7 protein-coding genes and 1 pseudogene are annotated in these 13595 nt (G+C 45.3%); 3 read left to right on the top strand and 5 right to left on the bottom strand.

The features are described 5' to 3' along the window. A pseudogene (locus H6G05_RS26105) lies at nt 1–92 on the top strand (IS1 family transposase); the annotation flags it as partial. On the opposite strand, the gene H6G05_RS03625 reads toward H6G05_RS26105, so the two are convergent. Then, a complete protein-coding gene (locus H6G05_RS03625) occupies nt 80–1027 on the bottom strand; it encodes a M16 family metallopeptidase (RefSeq protein ID WP_242025213.1) in 948 nt (315 codons plus the stop codon). The pseudogene H6G05_RS26105 and the gene H6G05_RS03625 sit on opposite strands and share 13 nt — an antisense overlap. A gap of 434 nt (nt 1028–1461) precedes the next feature. Here H6G05_RS03625 and H6G05_RS03620 point away from each other — a divergent pair, with 434 nt between their 5' ends. Continuing rightward, nucleotides 1462–1857, top strand: coding sequence for a resolvase (locus H6G05_RS03620; protein ID WP_242025212.1), 396 nt, complete (start codon nt 1462–1464; stop codon nt 1855–1857). Nucleotides 1858–1888: 31 nt separating this feature from the next. Here H6G05_RS03620 and H6G05_RS03615 read toward each other — a convergent pair whose 3' ends face one another. From H6G05_RS03615 to gcvT, 4 genes are all read right to left on the bottom strand, one after another. Continuing rightward, a complete protein-coding gene (locus H6G05_RS03615; RefSeq protein WP_190576370.1) occupies nt 1889–5866 on the bottom strand; it encodes a DNA-directed RNA polymerase subunit beta' in 3978 nt (1325 codons plus the stop codon). A gap of 88 nt (nt 5867–5954) precedes the next feature. Then, entirely contained in the window at nt 5955–7991 is a 2037-nt protein-coding gene (gene rpoC1 / locus H6G05_RS03610; protein ID WP_190576368.1) for a DNA-directed RNA polymerase subunit gamma, read from the bottom strand. A gap of 231 nt (nt 7992–8222) precedes the next feature. Continuing rightward, complete coding sequence (rpoB, locus tag H6G05_RS03605) at nt 8223–11525, bottom strand: DNA-directed RNA polymerase subunit beta (RefSeq protein ID WP_094529762.1); 3303 nt, start codon at nt 11523–11525, stop codon at nt 8223–8225. Between the two features lie 210 nt (nt 11526–11735). Beyond that, the gene (gene gcvT / locus H6G05_RS03600) at nt 11736–12824 is read right to left on the bottom strand and encodes a glycine cleavage system aminomethyltransferase GcvT (RefSeq protein WP_190576366.1); all 1089 of its coding nucleotides are present in this window, start codon (nt 12822–12824) and stop codon (nt 11736–11738) included. Between the two features lie 316 nt (nt 12825–13140). On the opposite strand from gcvT, the gene H6G05_RS03595 reads away from it, so the two are divergent. Next, nucleotides 13141–13569: a hypothetical protein gene (locus tag H6G05_RS03595; RefSeq protein ID WP_190576364.1), complete on the top strand. Its 429-nt coding sequence runs from the start codon at nt 13141–13143 to the stop codon at nt 13567–13569. Nucleotides 13570–13595 lie beyond the last annotated feature (26 nt).

Raw genomic sequence — 13595 nt, 5'->3', positions numbered from 1 at the left:
AATCTATTGTGATGCATGATATTGTCATCGGCTTGTTTATCAATAGACATGAGTTTTGCTTTCAATCCTCCTCAATCTCTCAACAAATGTGACACACTACCCCGGGTTCTTTGAGGCGAATTGGTTCCTGCGCTGATTTTGGTTCTGGTGGTTGGGGTTTACTTTGTTGGGCTTCAGGGGTAATTAAAACTTTAGGTTTTGGGGGAGCAGCGATCGCGCCATAGATTTCACGCACTTTTTTGAGTGTATCTGCGGTGTTGAAATTGCCAACAATTACCAACGTGGCATTGTCAGGACGATAAAAAGTACGGTAATAATTTTGGATATCCTCAACCGTATAATTCTCAACATCAGGACGATAGCCGATCACTGGCCAACCGTAAGAACTATCTGGATAGGCGGCTAGCATCACCTGTCGATAGAGTCTTGTGCCTGGGCTATTATTTCCGCCATCTAGTTCCGATAAAACGACAGTACGCTCACTTTTGAGCTCATTTTCACCTGCAACGGTGTTGACCATGCGATCGGCTTCCAGTCTGAGCATGGCATCCAGCTTATCGCTACCTGTTGTCCCAAAATAGGCGGTCATGTCATAACTGGTGAAAGCATTAGAGTCACTACCTAATGCACTAAACAATCGTCCAAACTGGATCGGACGATCTTTAGTTCCTTTAAATAGTAAATGTTCAAGTTGATGGGAAATACCTGTGATTCCTGCTTTTTCATTTTGAGAACCAACGCGATACCATACTTGGACAGTGACAACTGGAGCCGTATTTACTTCTTTGGTTAAAACCGTCAATCCGTTATCTAAAACAGTTTTAACGACATTACCCGTTAGCAAATCAGGCGATTGACTAGAAGATTTACCAGAGGTTGTAGCGGTTTTGGCAACTAGATCAGGCTGAGCAGCATAGGCTTGATTACCCGACAATTGCCATAAAGATGATTGCCAAGATAGGGGCAAGTTACTGAGCATCACTACAGCGATCGCCGTAGCTAAGCCTCGACTCAAAAAAGAGAGCATAAAATTACGCTTCACCGAAATCTCCACGAAATACAGTTTTGGTGTTACTAAAAGAATTAATTATCTTGAAGTGGTGATGTGCCGCGCATAGCGCAGAACATCATCACTTCTTTAGAACTACCCAGTTTTTATTATAGATGGGCAAACAATGACAAAGTAATCTCAGGGCAATTGCCTATGCGACAGTCTGCTCAATGTTTAGGACATTACATAAGCCTTACTGTAGCTACAAAGCCGAAGAGAGAGTTGCGGCGCGAAGCGCCGCAACTCTCTCTTCGGCTTTCAAAACACAAAACGGCTACGCCGTTTTGTGTTTTGGTATTATGTCCTGACTTGAATAGCTACAGCTATAGTTAAAGCTATGTGTTGTGCCTACTTCCACACCAAAAAACATCAATATTTTTTGTGTTTCCTTGATTATTCTGAATATCACTATGAATCCATGTGACGACATGAGTCTGCCGTTTTCTCGATCTGAACTAAAATCTGATCATAACTACGAGCTAATGGATGTAGAAGCAATCCAAAAAGCATTAGGGCGATCGCGTGCTTCTATATATCGCTATGCCAATACCGATCCAGCGCAAGGTTTACTAAACTTACCTTACGATCCAACCAGACTTAATCCTGAACTCCGACAAAGCGATCGCGATCCTTTATTATTTCATCCCACTGAGGTGTCAAGATTTGCGCGGGATGTCCTGAAAATGAAGCAAGTGACGATTCAGGTGCAAGAGCCTACTCAAAACGAGACCAATCGGCTATTACGAGAAATTTTGCAAGAACTGCGATCGCTTAATCAAGCAATTACCTCTCTTCGTAATCCATAAAAAAAGCGGTGCTAAGCACCGCTTTTTTTATTTAGTCTTCATCCTCAAAATCATCATCATCTTCCTCTTCGTCATCATCAAACTCCACATCATCATCCACTAGCTCATCGTCAAAGCTACGACGACTGCGAGGCTTATCGACAACACGGATTGGTTCGATTCGAGGCTCAATGATTTGATAATTACGCGCAGTGTTGTCATCAATGATCACATCATCCGCTTCTTCGTCATAGCCGAGATCTGGCTCATAGCCATTATCGACATCCACGATAGGTGTGTCATAGGCATTAAAGCCCGTACCCGCAGGAATCAAACGACCAATAATCACGTTCTCCTTCAAACCACGCAACCAGTCAGACTTACCTTCGATCGCTGCTTCCGTAAGAACACGAGTGGTTTCTTGGAAACTAGCTGCCGAGATAAAGCTATCGGTATTCAAACTTGCCTTGGTAATACCCATCAACACAGGCGTATAGTCCGCAGGTGCGCCACCTGTAATTTCCATCGCTTCGTTGATTTGTTCAACTTGATGCAGTTCTACTAGCTCACCAGGGAGACGAGTTGTATCACCACCGTCCTCAATACGTACCTTAGAAGTCATCTGTTTAACGATTACTTCAATATGCTTATCGGAAATGTCTACACCTTGAGATTGGTATACCGACTGGACTTCGTTCATCAAAAACTCTTGGACTTTTTGTAAGCCAATGAGCGCCGCTTGTCTGACTCCCAGAGATTCCTTGTAAGCATGGAAATAGATATCGAGAATGTCATGGGGATTGGCGGGACCATCGGTGAGTGCTTCACCAGCCAAAAGCTTCTGACCATCGGAGATAATCACACTCTGACCCGCATTGAATGAGTAATCATCATCAAGAACGCCATCATCGCCGAGAATCTTCACTTCAGGATTATCGTCTGAGTCGTAGGTGACTTGAGCAGTGCCTGTGGTACGCGCAAGTACACACATTTCCTTGGGCTTACGTGCTTCGAGGAGTTCCTCAATCCGAGGCAAACCTTGAATAATATCTCCAGTTTTGGCTCGTTCAAATACTAACAGTGCAATGTTGTCACCACGTTGCACAAGGTCAGCATCATGGATTTGCAACAATGCACCAGGGGATACTAGATAAGGACGACCAATCCGAAATACGACGGAGCCATCTTCCACCTTGAGAACTTGTCCCGATTCTTCGGTAATCACGCCTTCACCGATTTCATCACCTGATCGCAAAAGATCGCCAGCCTGTACCGTGGGATTAGAGCAAGGCGTGGTGATGCAATCCGCGTCGGTGACTACCAGTAAGCGTCGTACTACTTCCGATCCTTGACGAATACCACGGATTTGACCAGCTTTCTTACAGAGAATTTCGGTGCGTGCAACAACTGCGCCTGGATCAATGCGATCGCCATCATTTACTAGCAAACGAGTGCGTGAGTTGGTGTGAGCGGGGTCGCCAGAGTTATCTTGACGAATCACTAAAGATTCGAGAATTACCAATTGCAAACGCAAGCTACCTGGATCGCTGTCATTAGGAATAAACTCAATGTCCGCAGCCAATTGAGGGGCATCGGTGTCAACTTCTAGCAGTAATTGGGTCTTGAGTAGCTCCACGCTATCGATCGCCTTCACGCGATCGCCATCCTTATAAGGGATACGCTGCACAGCCCGTAAACCAATTGAACGACCTTCTTGGTTGACCGATTCTTGGCTAGGAACCGTTGGTACATCAGGAACTTGATATTCTTCCACGGGACGCAATAGCAAGGCAGGACCTTCAGTCGAGTCCAGATATTCCACATAGCGCAGCTCAGGGGAAGTCAATCCTGGCATAATTTCCGTGCCTGGTTGAGCTAAAGTGCCATTCTTTTGCATGGCAGTTTGAGGATCATCAACGAGATGTAAATCACCTGGTTTGATCACAATTTCGCGCAGAATGTCATTCTTTTGGAATACTTCCACCACCCCTGCGGTTTGACTGAAGATATCCTTAACAACTTCTGTACCAGCTTCAATGAACTGATTCTCTTCGACCATCAATAGGGAAGCATCCTTATTCACTTCATGGGTTTCTTCAGGAACCCATAGCAAAGTACCACCCTTGACGACTTCATAACCCTGCTTGCCCTTACTCCGCTTCGCGACTTCCACACCTGCGAATTTGATAATACCGCCACTCTTAGTTTGGTAAGTATCATCAATCAGTTCGGCAACGACTTGATTATTGATCAGTTTGGAACCGGGGGAAGCCTTGAGCGAGAAGCTTTGACCACCTTGAGTCTCTAGCACATAATGCTCACGACCTTGATAGCTTTCTTCTTTGACGATCGCCTGATCCAATACTACCGAAGCCGTAATAATTTCAACTTCGCGGTTATGGCGACTGTCTTCTTCACTCAAACGCACGACACCGCCATGCTCTGTAATCAAGCGAGTTTCTGCAAGGACATCACCTTCTGTGACATAGGTTTCATTTTTCACAGTTGGTTCAGCCGTCGGAGGCAAGTCATAGACTTCACCAGCCAATACCCAAACCCGACCTTTTTCACCACGAGCAACGTAGCTGGTGTTACCTTGACGGTCTTTTTTCTCTTCGATCGCCAGATCCGAAAATAATACTTCACCTGCTAAACCAGTATTCAGCGCTTTCGTAGCCTTTTCTGTGGTTTTGCGAGAAGTTTTACCTGTGATGGATACCTCAGCCATCAGTTGATTTTGAGTTACTTTCTGTCCATCACGCATCAACAATGTCGAGCCTTGGGTGATTGCGTAGACCTTTTTACCTTCAGAACTTTCTAGGGTAAAGTCACCATTGGATTCAACGATGAACGCATCTTCACCATGGCGAGTACGCATGGGGCGGACTTTCAGCTTTTTGTTATATTTAATTGTGCCATCGTAGGGAGCACGTTGTTGTTCGGCAACTTCCCCAGTAAATACACCACCTGTGTGGAAGGTACGCATGGTTAGCTGTGTACCTGGTTCACCGATCGATTGGGCGGCGATGATACCTACTGCTTCGCCAATGTCTACCAATTCAGCATGAGCCAAGCTCCAGCCATAGCACATCTGGCAAACTGATCGCGTCGATTCGCAAGTAAAGGCAGAGCGCACACAAACTTCTTCGACCCCAGCCTTTTGGACTGCCAAGGATAAATCTTCCGAAATCTCTTGGTTACGCATGACGATTACTTCGCCCGTATTAGGATCGACAATATCTTCAGCTGCCACACGACCAAATAGGCGATCGGACAACTTAATTAATGTCTTTTCCCCATCACGCATCGCTTTTAGCTTAATGCCGCGAGTCGTACCACAATCATTCTCACGAACGATTACATCCTGCGATACGTCAACAAGACGACGGGTGAGGTATCCAGAGTCAGCCGTGCGTAACGCTGTATCTACCAGTCCTTTACGCGCACCGTAGGAGGAAATAATATATTCAGTAACAGTCAGCCCTTCGCGGAAATTCGTCTTAATCGGTAAATCGATAATTTCCCCTTGTGGATCAGCCATCAAACCACGCATACCGACTAGCTGACGCACCTGCGAGATATTACCACGCGCTCCAGAGAACGCCATCATGTATACCGAATTAAGGGGGTTATTACTCTTAAAGTTTTTCACCACCTCATCCTTGAGGTTCTCGTTAGCCACGTTCCATGTGTCGATTACTTTTTGGAAACGTTCAACCTCAGTAATTTCGCCCCTTGTGTAACGACTTTCAGTTTCTTCGATTTCCTGCTCAGCCGCCGCTAGCAGAGCTTTCTTACTAGCAGGAACTTGTAAATCGTCGATACTAATTGATACGCCAGCCTGAGTTGCATAACGAAAGCCTAATGCTTTTAATTGGTCAGCAACATTGGCGGCGCTAGTTGTTCCATAATGCGTAAAAGCCCAAGCAATTAACTTCTTCAACTGCCCCTTATCGATGGTGCTATTGATAAAGCGCTGAGGCTTCTTTTCTTCAGGCGAATCCGTGTTGCTAGTCGTGAAATCTGCCATGGTATTAAGCTATTAAATAATCTTTTGAGTAATTAATCGAAATTCTATGGTTACAAATAGCCACGCCAAGCGTGGCTATTTGTAACATTTAGCTAGCTAGAGACGCATAAATTGCCTGATTGAAAATTACGCGCCCAGGAGTAGTTTTGATGTACTGCGAAATCAAGCCACCTTCCGCATCTTCACGAGTCCGTCGGAAATCATATTCCTTGACCTTTGTGCCATCTTCGAGAACCGTAACTTTCGGCTCCTCATTTTCCTTGACTGCACCTTGTCCTTCCACGATTCCCTCGAAACGCACCCAAACATTGGAATGAATGTCAATTTCGCCTTGTTCGTATGCCATCACGACATCGTTGAAGTTAGCAAAGTAACGTCCTTCACCTTTCTGCTTATAGGGATTTTCAGTGGTGAGATAGTAACAGCCCAAAACCATATCTTGGCTAGGTGTAACGATCGGACGACCTGTTGCAGGTGAAAGAATGTTGTTAGAAGCCAACATCAACAAGCGTGCTTCTGCTTGAGCTTCAATTGATAGAGGTACGTGAACCGCCATTTGGTCACCGTCAAAGTCAGCGTTAAAGGCTGGACAAACAAGGGGATGCAATTGGATCGCGCGACCACTAACTAGCAATGGTTCAAAGGCTTGAATACCCAAACGGTGCAACGTCGGAGCACGGTTGAGCATGACGGGGTGTTCTCGGATCACATCCTCTAGAACGTCCCAAACGGCTGGATCATTACGCTGAATCAGTTTCTTGGCAGCTTTGATGTTATTCACCAAACCTGTTTTGATCAGGCGATGAATTACAAAGGGCTGGAAAAGCTCGATCGCCATTTCCTTAGGCAGACCACATTGGTGAATCTTGAGGTTAGGACCGACAACAATTACGGAACGACCAGAGTAGTCAACCCGTTTACCGAGCAAGTTTTGACGGAAACGACCTTGCTTACCTTCGATAATGTCTGAGAGAGACTTAAGTGGGCGATTGTTTGCACCAACTACCGTCCGACCGCGACGACCGTTATCGATGAGCGCATCAACAGCTTCTTGCAACATCCGCTTTTCGTTACGGACGATAATTTCAGGTGCAAGAATTTCTTGTAAACGTGCTAAACGGTTATTACGGTTGATTACACGGCGATAGAGGTCATTCAAGTCGCTGGTAGCAAAGCGTCCACCATCAAGCTGTACCATCGGACGCAAATCTGGAGGGATTACAGGAATTACATCCAACACCATCCAGTCTGGCTTCGAGCCAGTTGCCACAAAGTTATCAACTACACGCAAACGTTTGATTAACTTGGCGCGTTTTTGACCTTTGGAATTTTCAATATCAGTGCGAAGACGCTCAGCTTCTTTTTCAAGATTGATATTTTGCAATAATTGCTTGATTGCTTCAGCACCAATACCAACTTCAATACCATCTAGGACTGGATCTTCAGCATATATCTGATCCTCTAGATCAATCCATTGATCCTCAGAAAGCAGTTGCTTATAAGAGAGATTGTAGGCACTAGCGATCGCCTCTCCAGCTTCAACAACTTTCCCTTCAGTAACAGTGGAAACATGTTTAGGATGTAGATGGTAAGCTCTTTCAATACCGTCAACGCCACGAATACGGATCTCACGGCTATTGACGGAAACAATTACACCATCAACCTCAGACTGAATTCCGGGATTAAGGACAACGTAGGCATTAAAGTAAACAATTTGCTCGACATCACGTAGAGGAATATCCAGCAAAGTCGCCATATAACTAGGAATACCCTTGAGATACCATACATGGGTAACCGAAGCCGCTAACTTAATGAAGCCCATGCGGTGACGGCGTACTCGTGACTCCGTGACTTCTACACCGCAACGTTCACAAACGATTCCACGATGGCGCACACGCTTATACTTGCCGCAATGACATTCCCAGTCCTTAGCAGGGCCAAAAATTCGCTCACAGAACAAGCCATCCATTTCTGGCTTCAGTGTGCGGTAGTTAATTGTTTCAGGTTTTGTGACTTCGCCAACCAAACTGCCATTTGGTAAAACTCTCTCGCCCCACTTACGAATGCGATCGGGTGATGCCAAGCCAATCTTGACATAGTCAAATCGCTGTTCCACTTTCGCCATACGTTACAACGTCCTTAAATTAAGTTCTTTAGGTTGAAAGCTGTTAGCTATTAGCGGTTAGCTTTTAGCTTTTTTATAATTGAATTGCACTAGCTTGCATTGCGTAGAAAATCGCTGAATTGCAGCACCAAACTTGAGTTAGCTATCAAGGTTTAGCATTTAGCTATTAGCCGTTTAGATTGGATATTCCAAAAGCTAACAGCTAATAGCCACCTGCATAACAGCTAATAATTAATCGTCGTCCTCATCAAAGTTGATGTCACCTCGATAGACTGACTCATAGGTCGGACGATTTGGTGTACGACGGGAACCAGTATCCACCATCAGATCTACTTCAGTATCTTGGTTACTGCCATCCTCAGAGAGTTTGTGAACTGATACATCCAAACAGAGAGACTGAAGCTCGCGCACCAATACCTTGAATGATTCAGGCGTACCAGGACGAGGAATCGCATGACCTTTCACGATCGCATTCAGAGCTTCGTTACGTCCAGTCATGTCATCAGACTTAACTGTGAGAAGTTCTTGGAGAATATAGGCTGCACCAAAAGCTTCCAGCGCCCATACTTCCATTTCTCCAAAGCGCTGACCACCTTGCTGGGCTTTACCACCAAGAGGTTGCTGGGTAACCAGAGAGTAAGGACCTGTCGAACGTGCGTGAATCTTGTCATCAACAAGGTGAACCAGTTTCAGCATGTATGCCTTACCAACGGTCACAGGTTGATCGAAGGGTTCACCAGTGCGTCCGTCATACACGGTCAATTTACCTGGGAAACCATCATTGAAGATCCAGTCTTTGCCAGTGTGGTTACGAGCATGTTCTAGCTGACCATGTACCAACTCACGAGATGCTTCTTCACCATACATTTCATCGAAAGGTACGATTTTAAAGCGAGCATTCAAGTTTTCGGCAGCCCAACCGAGCAAGCATTCAAATACTTGACCGACGTTCATCCGAGAAGGCACACCAAGAGGATTCAACACGATGTCGAGAGGCGTACCATCAGGCAAGAAAGGCATATCTTCCTTCGGCAAAATCCGCGAAATAATACCCTTGTTACCATGACGACCTGCCATCTTGTCGCCGACTTGGATCTTGCGCTTTTGAGCAACATAGACACGGACGACCATATTTGCCCCAGGAGGAAGCTCATCGCCTTGTTCGCGAGTGAATACGCGCACATCAACAACACGTCCCTTTTCACCGTTAGGTACACGCAAAGAGTTGTCTCTTACATCACGAGCCTTTTCACCGAAAATTGCTCTTAACAGCTTTTCTTCAGGAGGCTGATCCGATTCACCCTTAGGAGTGACCTTACCAACAAGGATTTCTCCAGAACTGACCCAAGCACCAATGCGGATAATGCCCTGCTCATCAAGATTACGCAGAGAATCTTCACCAACGTTAGGGATTTCACGAGTGATTTCTTCGGGGCCCAATTTGGTTTGACGTGCCTCAATTTCGTATTTCTCAACGTGAATTGAGGTGTAAACATCATCAATTACCAGACGCTCGTTAATCAGAATTGCGTCTTCGTAGTTGTAGCCTTCCCAAGGCATATAGGCAACCAGAATGTTCTGACCAAGGGCAATTTCACCGCCTTCAGTTGCCGAGCCGTCAGCAAGTACTTGTCCTGCGACGACCGTATCGCCAACCCATACCAGAGGACGCTGATTTAAGCAGGTGTCTTGGTTAGATCGCTGATACTTTTGTAGACGGTAGATACTCTCAAGCCCAGTATCATCAGCCTTGACGCGAATTTCGTCGGCAGATACATAGGAGACTTCACCTGTGACTCGCGAGACGATTACCATCCCTGAGTCACGCGCAGCTTGAGCTTCAAGTCCAGTACCAACGAGGGGACGCTCAGGACGCAAGAGAGGAACTGCTTGACGTTGCATGTTCGATCCCATCAGGGCACGGTTAGCATCATCATGCTCAAGGAACGGAATCAGCGATGTTGCCACCGAGATGATCTGTACGGGTGAAACTGCAACATAGTCAATTTCTTCAGGTGTTGCTGTACCCCATTCTTGGCGGTAACGAATCGGCACAATTTCGTTAAAAATGTAACCGTCATCGTTAGTGGCTACGTCACCAGGAGCTACGCGGAATTCATCTTCTTCATCAGCAGTCATGTAGACAGGTTCTTCGTTTTTGAGAACCTTGCCATTCTCGACTGCGTAATAAGGAGTTTCGATGAAGCCGTATTGATTTACACGGGCATGGGTTGCCAAGGAACCGATCAGACCTGCGTTAGGTCCTTCAGGCGTTTCAATAGGGCAGATGCGACCGTAGTGGCTAGGGTGAATATCACGTACCGCAAAGCCTGCACGTTCACGAGTCAAACCACCAGGACCAAGGGCACTAAGACGACGCTTGTGGGTCAACTCAGCTAGAGGATTGGTTTGATCCATAAACTGAGACAGCTGACTGGAACCAAAGAATTCTTTAATTGCGGCAACTAGGGGCTTGGGGTTAACCAAGGATGCAGGTGTTAATGCATCAACATCAGAGACTGTCATCCGTTCGCGAATGATTCGCTCTAGACGGTTTAAGCCAACACGAACTTGGTTTTGCAGTAGTTCTCCAACTGACCTGACCCGACGGTTGCCTAAGTGGTCAATGTCGTCGATCTCACCAATGTCAAATTTGAGGTTGATCAGGTAGTTAATCGCAGTGAGAATATCCTTCTCGGTCAATACCCGCATCGTGTCAGGGGTATTTAAGCGCAATTTCTTATTGAGCTTGTAACGTCCAACCTTTCCGAGGTCATAACGTTTGGGGTCAAAAAAGCGTGATCGCAAAAGTTCACGTCCGCCAGACTCTGTAGGAGGCTCACCTGGACGCAGCTTACGATAAAGTTCTTTCAGTGCTTCGTCTTCGTCGAACTGACCTTCTTTATCAATGGTCTTCTGGAAATACTCACGGTGAGTAAGCGCATCAAGAATTTCAGCATCACTTAAGCCGATCGCTTTGAGTAATACCTGAGCAGAAAGTTTACGAGTTTTGTCAATGCGTACCCATACAAGATCATTCTTGTCGGTTTCAAACTTTAGCCAAGCGCCTCGGTTCGGAATGAGGCTGGCGTTGTAGGTACGGCGACCGTTCTTGTCGATTTCTTGTTTGTAATAAACCCCAGGACTACGGACGATCTGATTGACGATGACTCGCTCAGCGCCGTTAATAATAAAGGTTCCACGATCTGTCATCAGGGGCAGATCGCCAATAAAAACTTCTTGCTCTTTTATTTCTCCTGTTTCTTTATTGATAAGCCTTGTGGGAACGTACATCTGTACGGCATAGGTGGCATCCCGACGTTTGGACTCATCAACACTATATTTTGGACGCTTGAGTTTATAATCTTTGGCAATGAAATGGAGTTCCATTTTGCCCGTATAATCTGTAATCGGTGAGAAACTCTCAAGCTCTTCAATAAGTCCTTCTTCTAGGAACCATCGAAAACTCTCCCGCTGGATTTCTACAAGATCTGGTAGAACGAAGGCAGGAGTAACAAGAGTAGGCTTATTCATGCACTAATGACTGCAGTTTTAGTGGGCGGAGTATATGTCTAGTTTTGATTCAAGACATAAGCACATTATCCTAACCTAGCTACGATCTAATTGTCAAGCTATCTTTGATGTTTTATCGTTAGCCACCCAACAAGATAAAGGCGGCGCTTCGCGCCGCCTTTATCTTGTTGGGTTTATGGGTTTGCCCCGAAACTATATTTACTCAAAATCCTACAAAAAGTTGCGCTTGGTTACTTTGGCAGGAAACTCTTTATCGCGGATTTGGACTTGGAGGATTTGCCCATTCTTAGCAAGGTGCGTTGGTACATAGCCGAAAGCGATCGCCTTTCCTAGAGTCGGTGACATCGTACCACTGGTGACAATACCGACAGTTTCGCCTTCAAAACGAATCGGGTAATCGTGACGAGCGATATTGCGACCTTCTAGCTCTAAACCGATTAATTTACGAGAGACTCCATTTAGTTTTTGATCTTCTAAAACCGCACGCCCGATAAAATCGCCTTTCTCTTTGAGATGCACAATCCACATCAGATCAGCTTCAAGAGGAGTGATCGTTTCATTCATATCTTGACCATAAAGATGCATTCCAGCCTCTAGTCGTAATGTATCGCGGCAACCTAAGCCACAGGGAGCAACACCGAGATCGAGAAGTTTTTGCCAAAGAGCCTTACCTGTTTCGATATCGGTCATGATTTCACAGCCATCTTCGCCTGTGTAGCCTGTCCGCGCTACGAAGCTTGGTACACCTAACACTTGGGTACGGGTATGTCCAAACCGCAAACGAGGTAGCTTGGATAAATCTTCAGTAATGATGTTTTGGAGAGTCGCGATCGCCGTTTTACCCTGAACAGCAATTAAAGTTTGCGAAGCAGAATTATCGATCAGGCGATCGCCTAAATGTTGTTGTAACCATGCTTTATCTTTGTCAGTGGTGGAAGCATTGACAATTACTGACCAATTTTCAAGATCGCCATTAGGTTCATGACGATAAAAAATCACATCATCAATAATCCCTGCTTGCTCATTGAGTAAAACCGTATATAGAGCCTGTCCTACCTTCACTCTGCCTAAATTAGATGGCACAAGTTTGTTTAAGGTTTCGAGAACACCTTCCCCAGAAATTGCAAATTTGCCCATGTGCGACACATCAAACATCCCGACTTGCGATCGCACAGCTTTATGTTCGGCAACCAGTCCTTTATATTGGACAGGCATCTCCCAACCACCAAATTCCACCAATCGCGCACCAGCAGCAACATGGAGATCATACAAAGGAGTACGTTTGAGAATGTTGGTCATCAATTTATTTAAAAAATTATTACAACTACAATAATATGTAGCCTTGGCATATGCAGTTTTGGATACTGACTGTCAGCTTATGCTTGCATGATACCAAAGCAAAAAATGGCGTATCCATTTTTTGTTTTTAAAACCCTTGCTGAGTTTGGTTTTTAATTCATAAAAGAGTTGCAACACTTTCGTGAATTGGGATTAAAGCTTTGTGTAGTGTAGAAAGATTTTGGAAAAAGGCGCTTCGCGCCTTTTTCCAAAATCTTTCTGGGTTTTAAGTCAGTGCAAAGCGCTGTAACATCGTCTCAGAAGTAAAGGTAAAGTTATGAGCCGTTATTCTAAGCGCGATCGCCAAATCGAGACTCCCGACCAAATATCTCGTGATTCCACCAAAGAGCGCATTGAGATGTTTTTTTGTTTAATGCCAATATTTGGACTAATCCCATCGGCGATCGCTTTGGTGCGGCAAAGAAGCAGTCGCAAAGTACGCGATGTTAGTCAAGTAGCGATCGCCTTGATGTTGACTTGGGCGATCGCCTATGGCGCGATGGGAGGCGTACCAACCGAGGGTGCAACTTTACAAGTGACATCAGAATTAATCAAAGCAACCTTAAGTTCAGGCTATTTTGCTCTTTGTATGTATTTGATGTATCGGTTATACCGCCATCAAGCGATCGCCTTACCGTGGTTAAGGGTTATGAGTGAGATTAAAGAATCAAGATCAATAAAACGTGATCAAAAGCCTGATAATTAAAACCTGTTTATTTTAGAGCTGTAATA

The sequence above is a fragment of the Phormidium tenue FACHB-1050 genome, from assembly GCF_014696925.1.
Lineage (GTDB): Bacteria > Cyanobacteriota > Cyanobacteriia > Pseudanabaenales > Pseudanabaenaceae > Pseudanabaena.
This window is presented reverse-complemented; position numbering and strand designations above follow the sequence as displayed.